Here is a 22,578-nt window from a genome sequence, read left to right as displayed (position 1 = left end):
CCCGTTCCTCAAGGCGGAACGATGAACGGTGCCATTGTTCCTACACCATTGGCCAATGCTACCCAAACCGATTTGTACGGATCAGAAAAGATCTATGCCGAAAAGACCCTTGAAAACTCACCCCTGGACAGGATCCTGGAACAGAGACAGGTAGGTAATGCCTGGAGTGACAAACCTGTAAAATTTAATTACGATGCTAATGTTTCAGGAGAAGTGATCAAATATACGGCTCCTACCGCCTGGGAGAATGGAGCCACAAAATCCGGAATCAGCTATAACGGTACCTATGGAACAGGACAATTATATAAAAACTCGGTGAAAGACGAAGACGGCAATGAAACCATAGAATTCAAAAACGGAAAAGGACAGACTTTGCTGGTAAGAAAAGTCTTAAATGCCTCTGAAAATGCTGACACCTACTATGTCTATAACGAATATGACCAACTGGCATGGGTTGTTCCGCCACTTCTTGCCAAAATGCAGACCTGGGGACTGGCAGAACAGAATGCTTTAGCCTATGAATACCGTTACGATGGAAGAGGAAGACTGGTAGAAAAAAAACTTCCCGGCAAAGGCTGGGAATATATGGTGTATGATAGAACAGATCGTCTTGTGCTTTCTCAGGATACCAATCTTAAAACCCAAGGTAAATGGATCATTACGAAATATGACCTTTTTGGAAGAGTGATCTATACCGGAATTTTATCTTCTGGTGGAGAAAGAGCAGCAAGACAAAATGAAATCAATGATCTGGCCATTACTGAAAGCAGAAGTACGACAGGATTTACCAGAAATGGAATAACGGTTTATTATACAGACAATAATTTTGTGGGTGAAATTCCTGCCATCCTTAGTGTCAATTATTATGACACCTATCCATCCTACAGTTTCAATCCTGCATTTCCTGCAGACATTCAGGGAGCAGCTCTGCTGACGCAGACGCCTTCCAGCGATGGAAGAAGCACCAAAGGACTTCCTGTGATGAGTTTGGTGAAAAACATTGAAGACGATAACTGGACTAAAAGTTACACCTATTACGATACCAAAGGAAGAGCGGTGGGAGGATATTCCATCAATCATTTGGGAGGCTATACCAGAACTGAATCCCAACTGGATTTTGCGGGCGTACCATTAAAATCCGTTACAAAGCACAAAAGACTTGATACCGATACAGAAAGGGTCATTACAGAAACCTTTGAATATGATCCGCAGAACAGACTGAAAAAACACTATCACCAGGTAGACAGTCAGCCTCAGGAACTTTTGGCAGAAAACAGCTATAACGAATTATCCCAGCTGAAAAATAAAAAGGTTGGAAACAATCTTCAGAGTATTGATTATGCTTATAACGTCAGGGGCTGGATGACCAAAATCAATGATCCTGCCAATCTGAATGGAAAATTGTTCGGGTATGAGATAAAATATGATTATCCAATCGATATCGAGAAAAGGTACAACGGAAACATTACCGAAGTAGACTGGAGAACTGCATCAGATGATGTCTTCAGAAGATATGATTACCGGTATGATGGGCTGAACAGACTGACCCTGTCACACTATCGCGAACCATTATCAACAGTTTCATATAATAACTTCTATAATGAAGAGACAGCCTATGACCTGAACGGAAATATCACAAGAATGTGGAGAAACACCAAGAATAGCTACGGTACAGCAGAATTGATCGACAACCTTACCTACATTTATGCAGGAAACAGGCTTACTTCGGTCTCAGATATTTCGCAAAACCCTTCAGGCTATCCTTATCTTCCTGTTCCCAATACCATCGTCTATGATAATGGGAACAGTGATGGAAATGGGAATATGACCAGCCATATTGATAAAAACATTAAAACGATTAGTTATAATTTTCTCAATCTTCCTAATCATATAAGTTTTACCACTATTCCTGGAATATCCATAGAAACAGCAGTAAAGTATGTATATAATGCAAGTGGAGCTAAAATAAGAAAACAACATGTGACACAAGTAATGCAAACTACAGATTATTTGGACGGATTTCACTACACCCAAATAAAGTTTTATCCTGCAACATTAAATTTCGTCCCAACTTCGGAAGGATACTATGATTTTGAAAAAAATAAGTATATTTACCATTATACAGATCATTTAGGGAATGTAAGATTAAGTTTTTTTAATAACGATTCACAGGTAGAAATTCTTGAAGAAAATAATTATTATCCTTTTGGATTAAAGCACGAAGGATACAATGATATTTCCGGAAACTATTCTTATCAGTATAAATATAACGGGAAGGAATTACAGACTGAAACTGGGATGTATGATTATGGAGCGAGGTTTTATATGCCGGATATTGGAAGATGGGGTGTTGTGGATCCGCTGGCGGAAACAAGTAGAAGATGGAATCCTTATAATTATGCTTTTAATAATCCGATACGTTTTGGAGATCCCGATGGTCGTAGCCCGCTGGACTGGGTTAAAGGACAAGATGGCAATTATTTTTGGGATAGTAGGGTAACCAATCAATCAAATGCTGAAAAATATTGGGGAAAAGGTGCTGAACACTTTGCTCCATATAAGACAGGATATGATCATCCTTCTGGATATGTCTCATTAGATGATAATGCTCATTGGATTCAAAACGGCATACAACATACTTCTCGTGATATGGCAGGAACAGAGCCTTTAGGTACAAAAGTCGAAAATTTTTTATCTGATCATATAGTTTTAGAAATTGAAGGCAAGACTTCTTTTGGTCTTCAGGTTGGTGTAAAATCTAGTATTGGTAATGCTGACATAAATGCAGTGTCTTTTGATGTAGCAGGAGGAAAAATAGATTTAATTAATCCAAGTAACTCTACTGGTGGTTGGCTTAATGAAGCAGGTAGTACAAAGTTTAAAAGCAGTATTTCGATAGGCGCTGGATTTAAAAAGACTCCCATAAGTGCTAGTGTAGGTGTCGAACATACATGGACGGAAGGAACCAATTCTAATCCTTTTGGTTATAATAGCCAATCAGCTCAAACTAATGGTGTTGGACAAATCGGATTTTATAAAAAAGGTAAAGGATTTGGAGATGATAGCTATATGAAAGGCGGAAATCTTACGGGATCTGTAAGGTCTAGCTGTGGAGGATGCATTAACGTGGGAGGTGGTGTGAAAGCACTCTTGGGAATAGAAGCTAATTTAAAAATTGGAGTAAAATGATGAGTGAGCTTACATTTGAAATGATAAATAGGGGTGATTATTTACTTCGTTTTGATGACAAAGAAATTTTAGTGAAAAGAAATCATGGGGGTTTTATCTTTACTTCAAAGTTTTTTATAAATAAGGAGCATATACTAACTTCTAAATTAAAACAAATTTTATTTTATAGGAAATTGAAAATAGAATTTTCAAAATTTATTCCTGAAATCTCTATGATTGATAACAATACCTTTAGAATAAATAATGAAATTATTACCCATAGATATAAAGCATTAAATATTAATCCGAATTACAGTTTTTATAGTAATAATAATCTAATACTGGAATGCTATGTGCCTAAAATATTTTCTTCGAATAAAAAATACAGACTTTTAGTTTATAATAAAAATGAAAATATGATTGCATATATAATTTGTTTTTTTATAATTTTTAGTCTTGACAATATATCTATAGAATAAAAAAATGGAGGACAAAAAAGTCCTTCATTTTTTTATTCTATTTTTCTTCTACTAATCTTTCAACAAAACCCTCAAGACTATACTGTATCATTGCATTTATAGGGATCAATTTTATCATAGATGAATTGTGATTTTCATTTAATTTCCTAAATAAAACAATCATATCCTCTAAATTTTCTTTAGAATCTCTTGCAAAAGCATTATAGATCGTAGCGTTGAAACGCTCAAAATTTACACTGTTGACAATCTCTTGTTTTTTCTTATCATCCCAATTATTTTCCTTAGCCGTTTGTTCTATTTTTTTCTTGCAGTAATTGTTAAAATAGTCTTCAAAATCCGTTACTTTAATAAGTTTATCGATAAGAATTTTATTTTCGTTAGTAGGCATTGATGGCGGTGGCGGAGCAACCTGTGCAGAACAAAGAGAAATAGCGAATAGAGAAAAGAATACAATAATTTTTTTCATAATATGTGTTTTAATAATGAGGTAATACCATATTTTATTAACATAACAAATATAAATATTTTATGAGTTAAATAAACATCTAATATTTTTTGTGAAATATATTTTATAGCATATTTATTGTGCGGTAGCTTTATTAATAATTACTTTTTAGTAAACTACCTCATTTTATATCTTTACATATAAAATGCAAATATGAAAAGTAGTAATAAAATAATGTTTTTGATTTCCCTTATTGGTTTTATTTTTTTGTTCATCTATTTTAATTTAGAAAAGAAAGGTGTTTCTGATTTTTTTGAATCGGATGAAAAACTTTTCTTGAATGATTTTTCACCAATTGAAATGAACAGATATAAATACTTAGGAGAGGTTGCAGATACAACAAATCATATGAATGCTTATATGAATTTCGGGGAAATATGTTTGCCATTACTTGATCAGTGGAGGAGTAAAATAGAGATAGGAGATTATGTCTCTAAAAAGAAAGATAGTTTAACATTATTTATTGAAAGAAAAAATCAAAACTATTACCTACATTTTGATGATAAAGATTTTGATGGAGCCCCACCTCCATGTAAATGCAAGAAATTAAGTAAAAATAATTAAACTAACTTTTAAAGTTACCCCATTATGCAAAGTCCTGATTTTTTAAACAGATATAAAATTTTAGATAATAAAAGCACAAAGGATTTGCATAACCTGAAGTTTGTAGCTTAGAGATATATTTTAACTTTCAGGAATATTTTTTGATAGGAAATAATATACCATCAAGTGCTGTAAACCATTGCTTCTATTTCCCGGAGACTGAAATAGTAAGAATCATATCAGTCGGGAGCGGTTTACGACTACCTCAAAGTTCCAGCAGGTATTGTTTCTCAATGTAAAGAAGCAAGATCGAAGGGTAAATTTTTAAATATAGTTATCAAGCCAAGATTTCAATATCATAAAATACCTTAACCCTTTTTAAACAAAAAATGCCTCCATATGAATGGAGGCATTGATATTATATATTGATTAAAAATTATTTAATAATCAATTTAGAAGTTTTACTGTCTTTCCCGTTAGAGATCTGAACCATATATACTCCTTTTTCAAGCTGCTGATTAATCTTGAAGATTCCGTTTCCTTCTTCACTTACTGAAGGACTTGCAACCAATCTTCCTGACATATCAGAAATAGAAACTTTTAAGTTCTTTCCATTTTTAGCTTTAATGAAAACTTTATCACCTGTAGCAACCGGGTTAGGATAGATAACTAAATCATTGTCATCTGCTTTCACTTCAGATGTCCCTAAGCTAGTAACAAATTTAACAGTATAATCTTCAGCTTGCCCCCATTTCAATTGCCCACAAGGAGTAATATTTGCATTATTATAATCCACAATTACTCTCATTCTCAACGGAGTATTTAAAACAACCGAAGCTGGAGCAGTAAAATTAGCATTGAAAACACCTATCAAAGTAGTTGGGTCAATAGTAATATTATCACCAGTTCCTACTAACTCTGAAGCTTCAAAAGTACCATTGTTATTATAGTCAATCCATGCACGTACAGAATTACCTTCATCCGAAACATTTACCTGAAGGTTTTGAGACTGGCTTGCTAACAATTGAGTAGAAGTAGCTCTAAGACAATTTGCACCGGTAAAATCTTCATAATAGTTAGGAGAATACATCCAAACCCCAGTACTCGCATTATTGATATTTCCCAGTTTAACCAAAGTAGGTCCAACAAAATAATTATTAGTAGCAGGATTAGCCAAACCACTTGGAGTACATGCAGCAATAGGTGTACCTATACTAGCAGTTGATGATGGAGCTGTTGCACCAAGAGAAGTACTCAATGAACCCTTCATTAAAAAGAAGTAAGTAGCAGATCGATCATGCTGTCCATTGGTAAATTTAAACGCAGGAGGATTTGTATAATTCATCATATTGTACTGAACACCTTGATAGTTCGAACCTGTACAATAATTCATATCATTATTGGTTAAAACAGGAAAATCATTAAGCATACTTCTTGATGTTTCTGTATCGCAAACACCATCATCATCTCTAGTACAATCATTATACGTTAGTACCGGGCAATAAGCTGTAGAAGCTGTTCCTGCCGGTGCTTCTGCATTAGCATTTCCGAAAGTATGGAGTAATCCCATGCTATGCCCAAATTCATGTGCCAGAGTAACATCATCTTGAAGCGTAACAACGAAAGACTTCATGAATGACTCATATGCAGAATCTGGATTTTGTGGCAGACCTGCCCACCCCATAATTCCGTACGTCCCACCACCATCTACCTTATTCATAATATAGATATTAAAATAAGAAGCTTCAGCCCAGTGAGGCGCAATTGTTTTAATCTGTGCAGTTGTCACCCCATTAGCCCCACTTCTTTTGACTCCATAAGTATCATAATCCGCAAGGCTACCTCCATTGTATCTTACAATTCCTGTAGTAGGGTTACAGTTGGGATCTCTCTTTGCCAAAACTAATTTTATTGGCATTGTAGCAGCTGTTCCAAAATCTGCAGGAATTGCTTGCCCCCATTGATAAGTACCAGCATACATTTGGTTACAATGATCTAACCACGCCTGAATCTGTGCATCAGTCTTATTATAAGAAGATCCTATAGCAGCACCTGTCGGTACAATCACATGTACAACTACAGGGATTTCATAAACGCCATTTACTGTTTTATTAAAAACATTTTGACTGCCAACATCAGTTTTTGCACTTTTAAGAATTCTATCACGAATCTTGTGAATCATATCATCAACTTCTTTATTCTGTTTTTGATACACATTCTGTACGTTGTCAAAATCGCACGTCCACTGTCTTTGCTGAGCAAAATTTTTAACTCCCAGCAAACACAAACCAATAAAAATTACTTTTTTCATTTATTACTTATTTTCGCATGCTAAATTTAACCTTTATAACAATAAAAATCGATATTATATGAAAAATACAAACAATAATCAAAAAAATAAACAGATCAATAATAAAAAACAATTAAAATAAAAAATAATTCATTAATAATAAAATTACATTAAAATATAAATTTTAAAAATTCAAACAAATAATTCTCTATTACATCAATTAATTCATAAATTAGTTAAAAACACTTAATAGTTATTTAATATTTTGATAAAAAGCAAAATTAATAACTGATAAAATACATTATACACTTTCAACCAATAATGGCAATTTAATATTTAAATATTAACAGACAATCGTAACCATATCTAAATTCTTATTTCTACATTCAGTTATAATTAGAAAAATATTAACCTCAACTCACAATATAATGATAGTACAGCAAGGAAAATCAGCTCCGGATTTTGACCTTCCTGCTACTCCCGATCAGAAACTCAAACGTTCTGATTTCCTAGGTAAAAAAACCATCCCAGTCTTTTTTCCTTCAGACTGGAGCCATGTGTGTGGTGATCAGGTCGCCCTTTACAACGAAATGCTCAGTATTTTCCATAAATACAATGCAGATATTCTGGGGATTTCCGTAGACAGCGCATGGTGCCATGATGCCTTTATGGAAAACAGAAAACTTCATTATCCTTTACTGGCAGATTTTAATCCGAAAGGAGAAGTCTCCAAGGCGTATGGAGTATATAATGAAGAAAACGGCACTTCAAAAAGAGCCTTATTTGTAATCGACAAAGAAGGAATTATCCAGTGGAGTTATCTTTCTCCGGATGGTATTAATCCTGGCGCTGACGGAATCATAGATGCATTGGAAAATTTAACTCAAAACCCATAATTATGTCTATTTTAAGAATTCCTGTTGGGCCTAATGACCATGTAATAGGAGATATTGATACCGCAAAAATTGTATTGGTGGAGTATGGGGACTATCAGTGTCCTTACTGTGGACATGCCTTCCCTCTGGTCAAAAGATTTATTGAAGAATATGCCGATGATGTTGCTTTTGTCTTCAGAAATTTCCCTTTAACGGATGCCCATCAATATGCAATGGCAGCAGCCACCATAGCCGAAGCGGCTGGAAAGCAAGGAAAGTTCTGGGAAATGCATGACCTCATCTACAGCAATCAAAATATTCTGAACGAAGAAATGCTTAAAGGCTATGTTACTGCTTTACAGCTGGATGTCAACAAAATTGAGAACGATATCACCACTTCCGATCTTCAAGATAAGATAGAAGCTGATTTTGAAGGAGGAGTAAGAAGCGGTGTCAACGGAACCCCTTCCTTCTTTGTTAATAATCAAAAATGGGAAGATTACGATGGAACGTATGATTCTTTTATTGAACTAGTTTCTTAGTTTACACCATAAATAAAAGCTGCACAGATCTGTGCAGCTTTTATTTTGTATAGGGTATCAATTATTTTAGAAAGAATAATTGGGAGCTTCCTGTGTGATGATCACATCATGCGGGTGAGATTCCTTCAATCCGCTTCCTGTAATCATGACCATTTTAGTATCTTTCTGTAAAGCTTCCACATCTTTTGCACCGCAATATCCCATACCGGCTCTTAAACCACCGGTAAGCTGGAAGATCACATCTTCTAGTTTTCCTTTGTGAGGAACACGACCTTCAATTCCTTCCGGAACGAATTTTTTAGCTTCACTCTGGAAATATCTTTCCTTTCCACCTCTCTTCATGGCAGAAAGACTTCCCATTCCCTGGTAAGATTTGAATTTTCTTCCCTGGAATATAATCTCTTCTCCCGGAGCCTCATCCGTCCCCGCTAAAAGAGAACCCAGCATTACTGCTCCTGCTCCACTTGCGATAGCTTTTACAATATCTCCTGAAAGTTTGATTCCACCATCAGCAATTACCGTTACATTCTTAGATTGAGCGTATTCGTACACGTTGTAAATAGCAGATAACTGAGGAACACCTACTCCTGCGACTACTCTTGTCGTACAGATAGATCCTGGCCCCACTCCTACTTTAAGAACGTTGGCTCCAGCTTCGATAAGGTCTTTGGCAGCTTCTGCAGTTACAATATTTCCTCCCACGATATCCAAATCCGGATATGCTTTTCTGATATCAGAGATTTTATCCAGTACACCTTTAGAATGTCCGTGTGCAGAATCGATTCCAATGATATCTACTCCGGCTTTTACCAAAGCAGCAATTCTATCCATCGTATCTTCTCCAACTCCAACTCCGGCACCTACGATAAGGCGTCCCTTTTCGTCTTTGTTGGCATTAGGATATTCAAGCTGATTGTCGATATCTTTAATCGTGATCAATCCAACCAGTCTATTGTCTTTATCTACGATAGGAAGCTTTTCAACTCTGCTTTTAAGGAGAATTTCTTTCGCTTTTTCAAGATTGGTATTTTTATCTGAAGTAATCAGATTATTCTTTGTCATGATCTCCTCCACCTTCATATCAAGATTTTCCTGATACTTTACATCTCTGTTGGTAATAATCCCGATCAACACATTATCTGCATCTACTACAGGAAGACCTGAGATCTTATATTTGGCCATAGTTTCTTTAGCTTCGGCTAACGTATGGTCTTTAGAAAGGGTTACGGGATCGAAGATCATTCCGTTTTCGGAACGCTTTACGCGATTAACCTGTGCCGCCTGTTCAGCGATCGTCATGTTTTTGTGGATGAAACCTAAACCTCCGACTCTTGCCAGCGCAATAGCCAGATCTCCTTCAGTAACGGTGTCCATCGCAGCAGAAACTATCGGAACATTCAGCGTTATTTTGTCGGTAAGTCTTGATTTTAATGATACCTGATTAGGTAAAACTTCAGAATAAGCAGGGACTAGAAGAACGTCATCGAAAGTGATGGCTGTCTCTACAATTTTGTTATGAATAGACATCTTTACTTTCTTTGCAAAATTAGGTTATTTGAATGACATATGAAAGTCCTTTTCAATAGTTTACATAAAAATTAATAATCAATAACTTAAATCAAAAAACCGCCCCAATTTGGAACGGCCTTACACAAAATAAAATGTATATGAAACTACTTGTCTGAAGCTGAATTAATCATTCTTGAAATATCATCTGCCGTAAAGCTTCCTTTTACATCTACAAAAACCAATTCTTTATCGGAATTTACGGTGATGAGCATATTTTTGATGGTTTCGCCATCCTGTTTTACTCTTATATTCACATTATCTCCATCATGTTTTATGGTTGCCCATTCCTCAAACTTATCATTATTTAAATATTGAGCATATTCCTGCAGCATACTGCGGTCACCATTTTCTACCGTCAATACTTTAATCTTGGAAACTTTTTTAACCAGATTTAAAATCTCTTCACTGTCTTCATCTTCTTTTAAAGCTTTTCGTATAAAAGGTCTGGCTACAAACATCGGAACATTGATGCTTACAAACTTTGCTCCTTTGAAATCGCGCTCAGAGCTTCTGAAAAAGGCCATATTGGGCCTTTCTGAAACCATACAAGACTGTAAAAGAAATACAACACTGAAGGTCAGAATTATTTTAGGTAAAGTTTTCATGGCTAATAGGTTTTAGTTAATAGGTTTTAATGTTCCCCCGGAAGTTTTGCTGATCTTAGCATCAATTTCCGGATTTCCTTTATATTTTACCAGACCTCCTGAAGAGGCTCTTACTTTAAGCGTGTTTCTTACATTCACAGTAAGACTCCCTCCTGATGTAGATTCTGCTTCCAAGTCATCAAGTTTCAGATTTTCAGCTTTACATACTGCACCACTGCTGATATCGATCACTCCAAAGTTGGCTTGTCCTTCAATAACGGTATCTGAACCACTTGAAGCTTTTATGATGATATCTCTGGTAGTAATATCTGCTTTCACATTGGAACCTGAAGTTGCACTGATATTCGTGACATTAGAAACCATAAACTTTCCTTTCAGAACAGATCCTGATGACGCTTCTACATCCAAATTTTCTTCCCGTACAGAATTCACCGTTGAAAACGTTGCTCCTGAAGAGGTTTTAATACTTCCCATTCTTGGAGAGGAAACGTTTACATTTAAGTTTTTAAATCTTAAATTTTTCACCCCCTTATTATCTACATAGACTTTCAGTATACCATCTTCAACTTTAGTAACGATGTATTGGAGTTTATCTGCATCTGCGATTACTTTTATACTCGCAGGGCTTTCCTGTTTGTACACTACATTCACTCCAGTACTCACCTGGATCCCCTGAAATTCTCCTACATTTCTGGCTTCTCCGCTCAGATACGATGAATTACTTTCAGAGGTCATACTGCTTCTTGTTGTATGGGTAACAGAACTTATTTTGGTCTCGCTTGAGTTGATAATTTTATTAAGATCATCCATGGAAAGCCTACCATCAAGCATCACTAGGACATTTCCTCCGGTTCCGCTATCAATGCTCAGCAATACATCATCCAGTACTCCATCTTTAGCTTCTGAAGAAAGAAATTTTATTTTGCTTCCACTGCTGTTCACTGTCATTATTTCACTGTAATTCAGTGTATTCAGATAATTGGAAATATCTTTATTAATTTGAGACAGATTAACCTGTACACGTTTACCGTCTTTGGTATTGATATTCTCGGGATTTTCTGTGATCAAAATTCTAAGCCCTTTAATTTTACTCAAGAGAGGCTTTATCTGATCAAGCTGAGAGTCATCTATATTCAGGCTGCTAAGCATACCGAACATTGGTTTTGCAATTTTAATGGAGGTCACACCTTCTACCTGCTGATATTTCTCAAAAAGCTTGTCGAATTTATCTTCCTGCCCGTACACATTAAAGAAATGTGAAAAGGCAAATGCGAATATTATGAATATTTTTTTCATGAGTCAATTTTTATTTTTTGTCGAATTACAGTCGCCTGATCAGGTCATTATCTATTTTTAGTTAATAATCGTCGTCTACTACTTTAGTCTGTACTAATTTTTCACTAACGTTATTTGCAAATATCTGAAATGAGTATTTAGTCACATTAATTGCTTCTTCTACGTTGTCTATTCTTTTGCCGTTTACAATAACATAAGAATTTTTATACCCTGTAGAATCTGAAGCTTTATTATTTTTAAAAGAAGTATTATTTACAAACCTTGGTTTTGCTTCTTTTTTCAGTCTTCCTCTTTTCGGCAGGATTCCATCCAGAACATCTTTATCCGCAACCGTATTTTCCTGAAAGATGGAATCTTTTTTAGCTTCCGGAATAGAATCGGTATGATTGATTGCCACCTGTTCCTGATGATCGTTATTTTCTTCAATAAAGCTTGATTTTTGTCTCAAAACTTCATCCTGCACCAGTTTTTCTTTATCTCCCGCATCAGCATTTTGAGTCGTATTAAAGATAAAACCTATACTGAAAAGCATCACCAGACCCGCTGCCATCCAAACCCATTTCAGGGAAGATCCCTTTTTCTTTTGAATCGGGATAATCGGCGTTTCCTGATGCTGAGATTCTTCACTTTCTACCTTTTGAAGAAAATCTTCAAAGCTCCAGTCCATTTTTTCTTCCTTTATCTCCTGGAAGATCTCATCGTATTTATCTTGAAATTGATCTTTGTTCATAATTCATCAGTTGTGAAATTTGTTCCTTTACTTTTTGTCTTGCCCGCATAAGATTGACTCTTACTGCATTTTCTTCCATTTCCAGCATTTCAGAAATTTCAGACACTTCGTACTCTTCTACATCTTTCAAATGGATCACCATTTTTTGTTTTTCGGGGAGCTGGTTGATAAACCCTACGATATGCTCCTTCAGATTATTGACCTCCATACTGTAGAGCTCGGATCTGTGCAACTGCATATCTGCAAACCCCTGCCTGACATCGTGATGTTTCAGCCGGTTCAGGCATTCGTTCCGGACGGATTTCAAAGCATAGGATTTTAAATTTCCAAACTTCTCGAGCTCATCCTTCTTCTGCCAGAACTTCACCATCAGATCCTGCACTACATCTTCTGCTTCATCACTGCTCATGACAAATCTTTTCGCAAAACGACACATCTCGTTTTTGAGAATAAATACCGTATCCTTAAAGGTTTCCTGGGTCATGAGCTTTGTTTCTATTAGTAAGACAATTAAAATTTTAATTCTATTACATCATAAAGTAAAAAAACTTCAAATAATTTGAAGTTTCCTTTGTATATCGGATTAATACGTGTCAAAAATATATTTTAAAACCGCCTTGTCATCATCTGTTAACGGCACTTTTCTTCTGGCCATTACTTTTTCTGCTACTTCATAGGCCTTATCCAGTTTAAATCTCTCATCTCCTTTAAATCCGCCCCAGGAAAAATTTTCCACAAGGTTAGGAGGGAATCCTTCTTTAAAAATATTAGAGGCCACCCCAATGACAGTCCCTGTATTTAATTGAGTGTTGATTGCTGTTTTGGAATGATCTCCCATAATAAGTCCGGTAAATTGCAATCCTGTGTCTTCAAATGCTTTGGTTCTGTAGTTCCAGAGTTTTACGTTGGCATAATTATTTTTAAGGTTAGAAGAATTGGTATCTGCACCCAGATTACACCATTCACCGATCACAGAATTTCCAACAAAGCCGTCATGTCCTTTATTAGAATATCCAATAATAATAATATTGCTTACCTCACCTCCCACTTTACAATGAGGACCGATCGTGGTAGCACCATAAATTTTTGCTCCTAAGTTGAATTTAGAGTCTTCACAAAGGGCAATAGGACCTCGCAGATTACATCCTTCCATCACCTCTGCATTTTTGCCGATGTATATCTTCCCGGTTTTTGCATTAAGCGTCGAAAACTCAATCTGGGCTCCTTCTTCAATAAAAAGGTCTTTTTTATCTCCCAGAAAACCATTGGTTAAAGATAATTCCTGAGAAATTCTTCCTTTGGTAAGCAGTTCAAAATCGAAATCGATTGCTTTATGATTATGGGTAAATAGATCGGTTGGTTTTTTAAAAAAGATAAGCTCTTCCTTAATATCAGTCATTTTCTCAATCTGGTTGAGTGAAAAACCTTTCATATTAATCTTGGCGGCAATCAGTTCGTCTTCATAGACTAATGCCTCCCCCAGTTTCAGATCTTTTATTTGCTGAATGATGGTTTCAGTAGGCAAGAAATTGGTTACCAGGAAAAGGCTTTCCTTTGCTTCGGGTTCTTTAAATTTTGCCTGCAGGTAATGCTCAGTAAAATAAGAAACTTCTGTATTCTCTAAAATTTTTTCCCATCTCTCTGCGAAAGTAAGAATTCCGCAACGCATGGCTGCAACAGGACGGGTAAAAGTAAGCGGAAGAAAATCTTCCCAATATTGTGCATCCGAAAATACTAACTGCATATTTTTTTAGCTATTTAAATATTAGATATCGGTAACGGACATATATATTCTGGTTAATAACAGATAAGTTCGTTCTCTAAAACAAAAATACAATAAAAAAGTCTCCCAATAATTTGGAAGACTTCTATATTTTCTAAATACAAAAAATTACTTAGCGAATTTTTTGTATTTGTTCATGAACTTATCAACTCTACCTGCAGTGTCAACCAACTTCACTTTACCAGTGTAGAAAGGGTGAGAAGTAGAAGAGATTTCCATTTTAATTAAAGGATACTCTTGTCCTTCATATTGGATAGTGTCTTTTGTTTCTGCAGTAGATTTGCAAAGAAACACCTCGTCGTTACTCATATCTTTGAAAACAACAAGTCTATAATTTTCTGGGTGGATTCCGTTTTTCATAATACAATTGTTAAAAAAATTAAAGTTTTGCTTTCGAAATAGTAATGGATATTTCTCTGCTAATTTTAGGGTGCAAAAATACAATATTTTTTTTAAATTCCAAACTCTAGGTCCAATATTTTTTTTCTTGATAAGAAATTCAAAGTATTTTCGTTAAATTTGGAATCTATATTAAACTTTACTTTCGATGAAATTCAAATTATTACTGGCTCTTTCTTTTTGGATGCTTCTTGCAGCAGTATCATGTAATAAAGACGATATTACCTTTGATGCTCCTTCACAGCAGCTACGTTTTTCAAAAGACACCGTATTCTGTGACACTGTATATCATCAGGTACGTTCTGAAACTTACGTGGTAAAAGTATACAATAATGAGGACAAAGATATTTTGATTCCAAGGATTAACCTGGAAAAAGGTGCTGCTTCTCTTTATAAAATCAATGTAGACGGAAAAGCCGGTATTGACTTTAAAGATGTTCCGTTAAGAAAAAAAGACAGCCTTTATATTTTCGTTGAAATTGCCCCTGAAGCGACAGGCCCTGAAGCGATTGCTGAAGACAAAGTACTGTTCACCAGCCCGGCAGGACAACAGCACGTGACGTTATTCTCCGTCGTTCAGGATGCTGAATTTTTCATCAAATCATCCAGTAACCCCAATGTGATTGCCAGCAATACGGTCTGGGATAATACTAAAGCAAAAATCATCTATGGCGATCTCACGATCAACCCGAATATTATGCTGAATATCCAGCAGGGAACCAAAGTATATTTCCACAAAAACAGCGGAATGAAGGTTTCTTCCGGAGCAACCCTGAACATCAACGGAGCTCTGGATCACGAAGTAATTCTCCGTGGTGATAGGAACGATCCTTACTATGATACGATTCCGAAAAACTGGAATTCTATCAGAATGGAAACGGGTTCTATCCTTAACATGGCTTATGCAAGACTTTTCGGAGGAACAAGAGGCCTGGATATGAGACAAACGAATGCGACGATCAGCAATTCATTTATCCATACTTTCCAGGAATACGGAATTTATGCAGTAGGATCTACCGTTAATGCCAAGAATTTAGTGATGAACAACTGTGGAGAATCCTGCATCGGAATTTTCAGAGGGGGTAATCATAATTATACCCATGCTACGATTGCTAATTATTCTAAAACGCTGGGTTCATTCAACAGAATGGGAATCTTCGCTACCAACGAATGGAAGAATGATGCGGGACAAACCGAACAGGGAGCATTGCAGAACCTTAGCGTCAAAAATTCCATTGTCTATTCTGACAGGGATAATGCGGTGAATTTCGAGCAAACGCCAGGACAGCAGTTTGACTTCCTGATTCAAAATTCTTTATTAAAATATTCAAGTACCTCGGAAGCAGGCTTCCCTTTTGACAACAATGTTAATGTAGTACAGAGTATTAAGAATCAAGATCCTCAATTTGTTAATTACTTTACGGCAAAACAGAATTTAAGAGTAAAAACGGCTTCCCCGGCTAGAGGTAAAGGAAATGTTGCAACTGCAGGAACGGTTCCTTTTGATATCGTGAATGTATCCAGAACGTCTAACCCTACTCTAGGAGCCTATCAATAATGGAAATAACCCAACTACAGCAACAGGTCGACGAATGGATCAAAACCATCGGCGTCCGCTATTTTAATGAACTCACCAATATGGCGATGCTTACTGAAGAAGTAGGCGAAGTGGCAAGAATCATCGCCCGGAGGTATGGTGAACAGAATGAAAAGGAAAGTGATAAGACGAAAGACCTCGGAGAAGAATTAGCTGATGTACTGTTTGTAACGCTATGTCTGGCCAACCAGACCGGAGTGAATCTACAGGAAGCTTTCGATAAAAAAATGAAGATAAAAACTGACCGCGATAAAGACCGCCATCAGAATAATGAAAAATTAAAATAAGATACCGGAATCAGATTTCTGATAATAGACTTTACTATCTGAAATCTGAGGTCCACAATCTGAAATCTGAAGAAACAATGAAGCTAGAAAAATCAACACTATTAGGAAATAAAACAGTCCAAATCAGCGGTTCGAAAAGTATTTCGAATCGTTTATTGATTTTGGAAAGTCTGTTCAACACTATAAAAATCGGTAATTTATCTAATTCCCAGGATACCCAATTGCTTAAAAAAGCACTGTCTGAAACTACTGAAATTGTAGACATACACCACGCCGGAACTGCTATGCGTTTTCTTACCTCTTATTATTCCATTGCAGAAGGGAAAATAACGGTTCTTACCGGTTCAGGAAGGATGAAAGAACGTCCGATCAAAAATCTGGTCACTGCCCTGCAAAATCTGGGGGTAGAAATTGAATACATGGAAAATGAAGGTTTTCCGCCTTTAAAAATCCATGGTAGAAAGATCACTCAAACTCAGGTAAATGTTCCTGCGAATATTTCAAGCCAGTTCATTACTTCGCTTTTATTGATCGCCGGAAAACTGGAAAACGGACTGGAAATCAATCTTGTCGGCGAAGTGACTTCGAGGTCTTATATCGAAATGACGCTGGATATTTTAACAAAATTCGGTATTAAAACTCATTTTACAGGAAGTACCATCCAGGTAGAACCATTCACAACAGATGCTGAGACGACCACAGTGAATTATGAGGTTGAAAGTGACTGGAGCTCTGCTTCTTACTTCTACTCGATCTGTGCGTTAGGAAGAGAAACTATCCACCTGAAAAGTTTTTACAAAGAATCAACTCAGGGAGATTCTGCCATTGCAAAAATCTATGAAGAGTTTTTCGGAATTAAAACAATTTTCTCAGAAGATGAACACAAGCTTACTCTTCAGCCTCATCCTAATTTCTCATTTCCGGAAAAGATTATTTTGGATATGAATAATTGTCCGGACATCGCGCAAACACTTTGTGTAACAGCAGCCGCTTTGAAAATTCCATTTGATATTTCAGGATTGGGGACGTTAAAGGTAAAAGAAACCGACCGACTTTCAGCTTTGCATATTGAGTTGAAAAAATTAGGAACTGAAACTGAAATCACAGATCTAACGGTCAAATCGATCAGCTTCAACGAGCCGCAAGAAAATATTTCTATTAAAACGTATCAGGACCACAGAATGGCAATGAGCTTTGCACCGTTTTGTTTAATTAAAGAACTCAACATTGAAGAGGAAGAGGTAGTGGAAAAATCCTATCCGATGTTTTGGAAGGATCTCGAGAGTATATTAATCAGATAATTGAAGACGTAATAATTAAATGAAAAAGTATTTAATCTTTTTATCTTTTCTTATTCCCGTTTCATTGTGGGCGCAATATCTGTTGCCTAATGAAGAAGTTATCTATTCATTTGAAACTAAGAATGGAAAAAAAATGTCTTTAGTAAAAGATAAGCAGAACCAATATATTCAGTATCGATTTGGAAACAAAAATACTGTTGAAATGGAATTTCCAAAAGATAGAAATAAGGAAAGCTGGAAGCAGTTTACATACAGTTCTTACCATAGAGGCGGCGGAAAACAGAACGCAGGAATGGACCTCAATTATCTGTCATTTAAAAATAATAACTACACTTATTTACTCTTCAGAACGTACTCTGCGGAAGATGATTCATTTTCTACAGGTATCACGGTAACGGACAGTAAAGGTAAAGAAACCGAGATTACAGGAATCTATAAAACTTTCAAAGGCTGCCTGTGTGATCTGGAAGGCACGGATGTAAAGAAAGAAGATTTTGGGCAATAATTCAATAATGCTTACATGAAAAAACTGATTTCTTTTGTATTCATTTCATTGACCTCAATTCTTCACGCTCAGGAATTGAAAGATTTTTCAGTTCCTAAAAACGATATAAAAGTACTGGAAACAGAAGGAGATTTAGATAAAGACGGAATCAACGAAACTGTAATCGTATTTAATATCGGTGAAAAAATTGAGAATGAAGGGTATCAAAGAAAATTTTATATTCTAAAAAAAATCAATGGAAAGCTTAAAATCTGGAAAGAAAATTCATCTCTGCTCGATGCAAGTGAAATCGGTTTTTATCCGGAAAGCAATGAGCTCAAAGTGAACATAAAAAACAACTGTCTTGTTATTTCGCAATCACTCTTCACAAATTCCAGGCATACTGCTGCAAGCAAATATACCTTCAGATTTCAAAATGGGGATTTCTACCTCATTGGTGCCCTCAATACATTTGATGATACCTGTGAATTTAATTTTCTGAATGAAGTCAACTTTTCAACAGGAAAGGTAATCATTGATGAAAAATATTCTGACTGTGATGGAGATGAGGAGAGAAAGATTCCAAAAGATGTGCACAAAGAATTTATCCATACATTTAACCCTTTAATAAAAATGAATGATTTTAAAGCTGGTAAAAACCAGTTCAAAATTCCTAATTCAGATAAATATTTTAATTACTAATGTCAAAAACTATAATCATCACAGGAACATCTTCAGGAATCGGTTTTGTATTAGCCGAATATTTCGGACAGAAGGGCCATAAAGTATACGGATTAAGCAGAAAACATACGGAAAGTCAGTATTTCACCTCTATTCCAACTGACGTTACCGATAACACGGCGGTTCAAAATGCTGTTGCTGAAGTACTGAAAACAGAAACCAGAATTGATGTCCTGATCAACAATGCCGGAATGGGAATGGTTGGTTCTGTGGAGGATTCTACGAAGGAAGATATTTTAAAATTATTCAACCTGAATCTGGTGGGAGCAGTTCAGATGATGAGTGCTGTACTTCCGAAGATGCGTGAAAATAAATTTGGAAAAATCATCAATGTTTCCAGTATCGGAAGTGAAATGGGACTTCCTTTCAGAGGATTTTATTCTGCTTCAAAATCTGCATTGGATAAAGTGACTGAAGCCATGAGATATGAAGTGTATCCGTGGAATATCGATGTATGCTCACTGCATTTAGGAGATATTAAAACCAATATTGCTGAAAACAGGGTAAAAACCAAAGTTTCTGAACCCTATAAAAATATTTTTGATAAAGTGTATACATTGATGAATTCTCATGTAGGCGATGGAACAGAACCTCTGGAAGTTGCTGAATATGTTGAAAATCTTTTGGGTAAGAACAAATGGAAAGCCCATTATTATTTTGGTAAATTCGGGCAGAAAATTGGAGTTCCGTTGAAATGGATTCTTCCTCAGGGAACGTATGAGAATTTAATGAAGAAATATAATAATTTGAAGTGATTTAAGTTTAATACAATTATATCATGATAAAATATTTATTATTGTTTGCATCTTGTCTTGTTTTAGCCCAAAAAGCAACTCTTTTCCCAGTAAAAAAAGGAGATAAATGGGGCTATGCAGATAATAAACAAAAATTCATCATTGCTCCTCAGTATGATTTTGCCAACCCTTTTGCTGAGTATAATGTTTATGATCCTCTGCAAAAAAAATACAAAAAGGTAATGGCGGCAACTGTAAAGCTTGAAAAAAAGTCTAAATGCATTTTAGAGGATAATACTGAAATAAGCTGTGCAAAATTAGAAGATCTATCAACATCAATTGGAGCTTCTATTTATGAATTTTCTGATGATGATTATAGAAAAGGGCGTAAAGAAATTGAAGATAAAAATCTTGAGGTCATCAATCAAATTCCCCAAGATATTCGGAATAAATATCAAAAAATAGAAGTGTTTAAAAATGGATTACTCCTATTTCTAGTTAAAAATAATGAAAAAAGCGGTATTATTGACAATACCGGAAAAATCATTGTTCCACTTGTTAATGATTTTATAGAAGGACATGTTTATGAGACGACTACTCCCGGAAAATATGAATTATATTTTGTAGGAACCAACTTGAAACCCCTGCCTGATAGATATTACTTACGAGATGGAAAATTTCTTATTGAAAGCTATTCTCCTTTTTCTGTAGCGTCTATGAGTGGAAGCTTTGTTAAGGTTTCAGACAAAAATAGAAAGATAAAGATATATAATGTAACGCATCAAAAATATATTAACGACAAAACATATGATAAAGTTTTAAATACCTTTTCAAACGGAATGATGATAGTAGAGCGTGATGGAGCAGAGTTTTATATCGATGAGGCTGGAACAGAACATAAAAGCAAATAACCTTTAATACCTCTATTTGATTCGCTTATATTTCATATTATTACTTTGTTTCTGCCCTTTTTTTAAAGCGCAGAAGAAGCATTATTTCCTTATTGACACAGAAACAAAAATCACAAGAAAGGTAAAAGATTCTACTTCTGCTGTGAAATTTTTAGATTCCCTGGCACAGAGTAATTACTTCTTCACAGAGCTTAAGGATGTAAAGAAAAAGGGAGATACGACTGAGATTTTCTACAACAAAGGAAAAAATTACAATGAAACGTACGTTGAACTTTCCGATTCTATTGTTCAGAAATTAAAAATTCAGAAAGGCTTTTTCACTAAAAGTTTAGATTCTACAAAAAAAAGCATCAACAAAAGATATATTGATGAAGGCTATTCTTTCAGCAGGATCAAGTCTAAGTTTAAAGGCCAGAAAAATGGTTATCCCATTGTAGAGCTTGATATCAATAAAAATGATAAACGGACCATTGATGGTTTTGTGGTGAAAGGCTACGAAAGAATTCCTAAAAGATTTATGAAAAATCTTGAAAAAGAATTCAAAGGAAAAACGTACGATGATAAGAACCTTATCGCGATCAATAAAACATTTCAGACTCATCCTTTCGTCACATTGGAACGGCAGCCGCAAACGTTATTCACCAAAGATTCCACCCAGATCTATCTTTTTATGGAAAAGAAAAAGACCAATACTTTTGATGGGGTGATCGGATTTGGAAATGACAAAACAGAAAAATTCACCTTAAATGGTACCTTGAACGTTAATTTCAGGAATATGTTCAACGGTTTTGAAGCCATCAATTTATACTGGCAGCGAAATCCGGATAAAGGCCAGACTTTCGATCTGCAGGCGGATATTCCGTATCTGTTTAAATCGAACGTAGGGCTGAATATGAAAGTCAATATTTACCGCCAGGATTCCACTTTTGCCAATGTAAAGATGCTTCCGGCCCTTTATTACCATCTCAATAACCGGAATAAAATAGGTCTGAGAGGAACGTTTGAAACCTCGAGTATTATTGATACGCTGTACGTTCAGGGGAAGGATTACAACAAAAAAGGGATCGGACTCTGGTTTGAAATGACAGAGCCCACTGATATCGATCTTTTCCTTTATAAGACCAAAATCAGTGCTGGGTATGACTTCCTGACTACGACGTATACAAAAGATAATATTAAAGCGAATCAAAATCAGTTGTATTTCTTTGGGGAACATAACTATCATATTTCGGGGAACCATTTCCTCAATATTAAAGCGGAAGGAGCCATGATGGACTCCAAAATTGATTTTTCCGCGAATGAATTGTATCGTTTCGGAGGCTGGAATTCCATGCGGGGATTCAATGAAAATTCTCTCGCCGGCGACTTCTATTATTATGGAGGTTTGGAGTACCGTTATCTGATCGGGAATCAGGCCTTTTTTGATTTCTTCGGGCAATATGGACAGCTGAATAATAAATCGCTCAATGTAAAACCCAAGCTCTATAGCGTGGGGCTGGGTTTCAATTTCTTTATTCCACTCGGTTTGATGAGCTTCCAGCTTTCGAATGGTAATGAATTTGGAAATCCCTTTAAATTCAATGATATCAAAATCCATTGGGGAATCCTGAGCAGATTCTGATATCAATACGGATAAAAATATCTATTTAAAATAAAGTGAAAATCCCTGATATAAGCTCTTTTTCAGCTTTATTATTATATTAACTCTTTATGTTAAAAACTATTAAAATCGTATTTTT

At 35.7% G+C, this 22,578-nt stretch carries 23 protein-coding genes; 14 read left to right on the top strand and 9 right to left on the bottom strand.

Features of this window, described 5'->3' with window-relative positions; all coding sequences use genetic code 11:
• Both IW15_RS21130 and IW15_RS21125 read left to right on the top strand, forming a co-directional pair.
• The coding region (locus tag IW15_RS21130) for an RHS repeat-associated core domain-containing protein (RefSeq protein WP_084681527.1) at positions 1 to 3,189 on the top strand (3,189 nt) is incomplete at its 5' end.
• Positions 3,186 to 3,647 carry a hypothetical protein gene (locus IW15_RS21125; protein ID WP_034715461.1) on the top strand — a complete coding sequence of 154 codons (462 nt, stop codon included), beginning with the start codon at positions 3,186 to 3,188 and terminating at the stop codon, positions 3,645 to 3,647. The genes IW15_RS21130 and IW15_RS21125, both read left to right, overlap by 4 nt.
• Positions 3,648 to 3,684: 37 nt before the next feature.
• Here the strand turns inward: IW15_RS21125 and IW15_RS21120 are convergent, their stop codons facing one another.
• Complete coding sequence (locus IW15_RS21120; protein WP_131368609.1) at positions 3,685 to 4,113, bottom strand: hypothetical protein; 429 nt, start codon at positions 4,111 to 4,113, stop codon at positions 3,685 to 3,687.
• 192 nt (positions 4,114 to 4,305) lie between these two features.
• Between IW15_RS21120 and IW15_RS21115 the strand changes: the two genes are divergently transcribed.
• Positions 4,306 to 4,716: a hypothetical protein gene (locus IW15_RS21115; protein WP_034715456.1), complete on the top strand. Its 411-nt coding sequence runs from the start codon at positions 4,306 to 4,308 to the stop codon at positions 4,714 to 4,716.
• A gap of 261 nt (positions 4,717 to 4,977) precedes the next feature.
• Positions 4,978 to 5,067 carry a hypothetical protein gene (locus IW15_RS22410; RefSeq protein WP_262483682.1) on the top strand — a complete coding sequence of 30 codons (90 nt, stop codon included), beginning with the start codon at positions 4,978 to 4,980 and terminating at the stop codon, positions 5,065 to 5,067.
• A gap of 64 nt (positions 5,068 to 5,131) precedes the next feature.
• Here IW15_RS22410 and IW15_RS21110 read toward each other — a convergent pair whose 3' ends face one another.
• On the bottom strand, positions 5,132 to 7,006 hold the full coding sequence (locus tag IW15_RS21110; RefSeq protein ID WP_034715454.1) for a GEVED domain-containing protein: 1,875 nt from the start codon (positions 7,004 to 7,006) through the stop codon (positions 5,132 to 5,134).
• 407 nt (positions 7,007 to 7,413) lie between these two features.
• Here IW15_RS21110 and IW15_RS21105 point away from each other — a divergent pair, with 407 nt between their 5' ends.
• A complete protein-coding gene (locus tag IW15_RS21105; RefSeq protein WP_034715452.1) occupies positions 7,414 to 7,881 on the top strand; it encodes a redoxin domain-containing protein in 468 nt (155 codons plus the stop codon).
• 2 nt (positions 7,882 to 7,883) lie between these two features.
• Entirely contained in the window at positions 7,884 to 8,402 is a 519-nt protein-coding gene (locus tag IW15_RS21100; protein ID WP_034715451.1) for a DsbA family protein, read from the top strand.
• A 66-nt stretch (positions 8,403 to 8,468) separates the two neighbouring features.
• Here IW15_RS21100 and guaB read toward each other — a convergent pair whose 3' ends face one another.
• The 7 genes from guaB to IW15_RS21065 all read right to left on the bottom strand — a co-directional run bounded on the left by guaB (position 8,469) and on the right by IW15_RS21065 (position 14,745).
• Positions 8,469 to 9,929, bottom strand: coding sequence for an IMP dehydrogenase (guaB, locus tag IW15_RS21095; RefSeq protein ID WP_034715450.1), 1,461 nt, complete (start codon positions 9,927 to 9,929; stop codon positions 8,469 to 8,471).
• Positions 9,930 to 10,075: 146 nt separating this feature from the next.
• Entirely contained in the window at positions 10,076 to 10,576 is a 501-nt protein-coding gene (locus IW15_RS21090; protein ID WP_034715449.1) for a DUF4252 domain-containing protein, read from the bottom strand.
• A gap of 12 nt (positions 10,577 to 10,588) precedes the next feature.
• On the bottom strand, positions 10,589 to 11,872 hold the full coding sequence (locus IW15_RS21085) for a DUF4252 domain-containing protein (protein WP_034715447.1): 1,284 nt from the start codon (positions 11,870 to 11,872) through the stop codon (positions 10,589 to 10,591).
• 61 nt (positions 11,873 to 11,933) lie between these two features.
• Positions 11,934 to 12,602, bottom strand: a complete 669-nt coding sequence (locus IW15_RS22240) for a hypothetical protein (protein ID WP_117584590.1) — start codon at positions 12,600 to 12,602, stop codon at positions 11,934 to 11,936.
• On the bottom strand, positions 12,577 to 13,086 hold the full coding sequence (locus tag IW15_RS21075) for an RNA polymerase sigma factor (RefSeq protein ID WP_034715443.1): 510 nt from the start codon (positions 13,084 to 13,086) through the stop codon (positions 12,577 to 12,579). The genes IW15_RS22240 and IW15_RS21075 overlap by 26 nt, the downstream gene beginning before the upstream one ends.
• Positions 13,087 to 13,185: 99 nt before the next feature.
• The gene (locus tag IW15_RS21070; RefSeq protein WP_034715441.1) at positions 13,186 to 14,346 is read right to left on the bottom strand and encodes a GlmU family protein; all 1,161 of its coding nucleotides are present in this window, start codon (positions 14,344 to 14,346) and stop codon (positions 13,186 to 13,188) included.
• Between the two features lie 147 nt (positions 14,347 to 14,493).
• Entirely contained in the window at positions 14,494 to 14,745 is a 252-nt protein-coding gene (locus IW15_RS21065; protein WP_034715439.1) for a type B 50S ribosomal protein L31, read from the bottom strand.
• Between the two features lie 187 nt (positions 14,746 to 14,932).
• On the opposite strand from IW15_RS21065, the gene IW15_RS21060 reads away from it, so the two are divergent.
• From IW15_RS21060 to IW15_RS21025, 8 genes are all read left to right on the top strand, one after another.
• Positions 14,933 to 16,342 carry a hypothetical protein gene (locus tag IW15_RS21060; protein ID WP_034715438.1) on the top strand — a complete coding sequence of 470 codons (1,410 nt, stop codon included), beginning with the start codon at positions 14,933 to 14,935 and terminating at the stop codon, positions 16,340 to 16,342.
• Positions 16,342 to 16,668 (top strand): nucleotide pyrophosphohydrolase, encoded by a 327-nt coding sequence (locus IW15_RS21055; RefSeq protein ID WP_034715435.1) that lies wholly within the window; start codon positions 16,342 to 16,344, stop codon positions 16,666 to 16,668. Before IW15_RS21060 ends, IW15_RS21055 begins: the two co-directional genes overlap by 1 nt.
• A gap of 77 nt (positions 16,669 to 16,745) precedes the next feature.
• Positions 16,746 to 17,969: a 3-phosphoshikimate 1-carboxyvinyltransferase gene (locus tag IW15_RS21050; RefSeq protein ID WP_034715425.1), complete on the top strand. Its 1,224-nt coding sequence runs from the start codon at positions 16,746 to 16,748 to the stop codon at positions 17,967 to 17,969.
• A 19-nt stretch (positions 17,970 to 17,988) separates the two neighbouring features.
• The gene (locus tag IW15_RS21045; protein ID WP_034715423.1) at positions 17,989 to 18,474 is read left to right on the top strand and encodes a hypothetical protein; all 486 of its coding nucleotides are present in this window, start codon (positions 17,989 to 17,991) and stop codon (positions 18,472 to 18,474) included.
• A 15-nt stretch (positions 18,475 to 18,489) separates the two neighbouring features.
• Positions 18,490 to 19,155 (top strand): hypothetical protein, encoded by a 666-nt coding sequence (locus IW15_RS21040; RefSeq protein WP_034715421.1) that lies wholly within the window; start codon positions 18,490 to 18,492, stop codon positions 19,153 to 19,155.
• A complete protein-coding gene (locus tag IW15_RS21035) occupies positions 19,155 to 19,949 on the top strand; it encodes an SDR family oxidoreductase (protein ID WP_034715420.1) in 795 nt (264 codons plus the stop codon). Before IW15_RS21040 ends, IW15_RS21035 begins: the two co-directional genes overlap by 1 nt.
• Before the next feature lie 23 nt (positions 19,950 to 19,972).
• Positions 19,973 to 20,839 carry a WG repeat-containing protein gene (locus tag IW15_RS21030; protein ID WP_034715418.1) on the top strand — a complete coding sequence of 289 codons (867 nt, stop codon included), beginning with the start codon at positions 19,973 to 19,975 and terminating at the stop codon, positions 20,837 to 20,839.
• Between the two features lie 142 nt (positions 20,840 to 20,981).
• The gene (locus tag IW15_RS21025) at positions 20,982 to 22,460 is read left to right on the top strand and encodes a BamA/TamA family outer membrane protein (protein ID WP_228384414.1); all 1,479 of its coding nucleotides are present in this window, start codon (positions 20,982 to 20,984) and stop codon (positions 22,458 to 22,460) included.
• Positions 22,461 to 22,578 lie beyond the last annotated feature (118 nt).

The sequence above is a fragment of the Chryseobacterium soli genome (assembly GCF_000737705.1).
Classification (GTDB): Bacteria; Bacteroidota; Bacteroidia; order Flavobacteriales; family Weeksellaceae; genus Chryseobacterium; species Chryseobacterium soli.
This window is presented reverse-complemented; position numbering and strand designations above follow the sequence as displayed.

What these genes read in the sequence shown, in the direction of transcription:
- IW15_RS21125 (WP_034715461.1), top strand. Translation starts at nt 3,186, where the DNA reads ATGATGAGTGAGCTTACATTTGAAATGATAAATAGGGGTGATTATTTA.
- IW15_RS21120 (WP_131368609.1), bottom strand. Translation starts at nt 4,113, where the DNA reads ATGAAAAAAATTATTGTATTCTTTTCTCTATTCGCTATTTCTCTTTGT.
- IW15_RS21115 (WP_034715456.1), top strand. Translation starts at nt 4,306, where the DNA reads ATGAAAAGTAGTAATAAAATAATGTTTTTGATTTCCCTTATTGGTTTT.
- IW15_RS21110 (WP_034715454.1), bottom strand. Translation starts at nt 7,006, where the DNA reads ATGAAAAAAGTAATTTTTATTGGTTTGTGTTTGCTGGGAGTTAAAAAT.
- IW15_RS21105 (WP_034715452.1), top strand. Translation starts at nt 7,414, where the DNA reads ATGATAGTACAGCAAGGAAAATCAGCTCCGGATTTTGACCTTCCTGCT.
- IW15_RS21100 (WP_034715451.1), top strand. Translation starts at nt 7,884, where the DNA reads ATGTCTATTTTAAGAATTCCTGTTGGGCCTAATGACCATGTAATAGGA.
- guaB (WP_034715450.1), bottom strand. Translation starts at nt 9,929, where the DNA reads ATGTCTATTCATAACAAAATTGTAGAGACAGCCATCACTTTCGATGAC.
- IW15_RS21090 (WP_034715449.1), bottom strand. Translation starts at nt 10,576, where the DNA reads ATGAAAACTTTACCTAAAATAATTCTGACCTTCAGTGTTGTATTTCTT.
- IW15_RS21085 (WP_034715447.1), bottom strand. Translation starts at nt 11,872, where the DNA reads ATGAAAAAAATATTCATAATATTCGCATTTGCCTTTTCACATTTCTTT.
- IW15_RS22240 (WP_117584590.1), bottom strand. Translation starts at nt 12,602, where the DNA reads ATGAACAAAGATCAATTTCAAGATAAATACGATGAGATCTTCCAGGAG.
- IW15_RS21075 (WP_034715443.1), bottom strand. Translation starts at nt 13,086, where the DNA reads ATGACCCAGGAAACCTTTAAGGATACGGTATTTATTCTCAAAAACGAG.
- IW15_RS21070 (WP_034715441.1), bottom strand. Translation starts at nt 14,346, where the DNA reads ATGCAGTTAGTATTTTCGGATGCACAATATTGGGAAGATTTTCTTCCG.
- IW15_RS21065 (WP_034715439.1), bottom strand. Translation starts at nt 14,745, where the DNA reads ATGAAAAACGGAATCCACCCAGAAAATTATAGACTTGTTGTTTTCAAA.
- IW15_RS21060 (WP_034715438.1), top strand. Translation starts at nt 14,933, where the DNA reads ATGAAATTCAAATTATTACTGGCTCTTTCTTTTTGGATGCTTCTTGCA.
- IW15_RS21055 (WP_034715435.1), top strand. Translation starts at nt 16,342, where the DNA reads ATGGAAATAACCCAACTACAGCAACAGGTCGACGAATGGATCAAAACC.
- IW15_RS21050 (WP_034715425.1), top strand. Translation starts at nt 16,746, where the DNA reads ATGAAGCTAGAAAAATCAACACTATTAGGAAATAAAACAGTCCAAATC.
- IW15_RS21045 (WP_034715423.1), top strand. Translation starts at nt 17,989, where the DNA reads ATGAAAAAGTATTTAATCTTTTTATCTTTTCTTATTCCCGTTTCATTG.
- IW15_RS21040 (WP_034715421.1), top strand. Translation starts at nt 18,490, where the DNA reads ATGAAAAAACTGATTTCTTTTGTATTCATTTCATTGACCTCAATTCTT.
- IW15_RS21035 (WP_034715420.1), top strand. Translation starts at nt 19,155, where the DNA reads ATGTCAAAAACTATAATCATCACAGGAACATCTTCAGGAATCGGTTTT.
- IW15_RS21030 (WP_034715418.1), top strand. Translation starts at nt 19,973, where the DNA reads ATGATAAAATATTTATTATTGTTTGCATCTTGTCTTGTTTTAGCCCAA.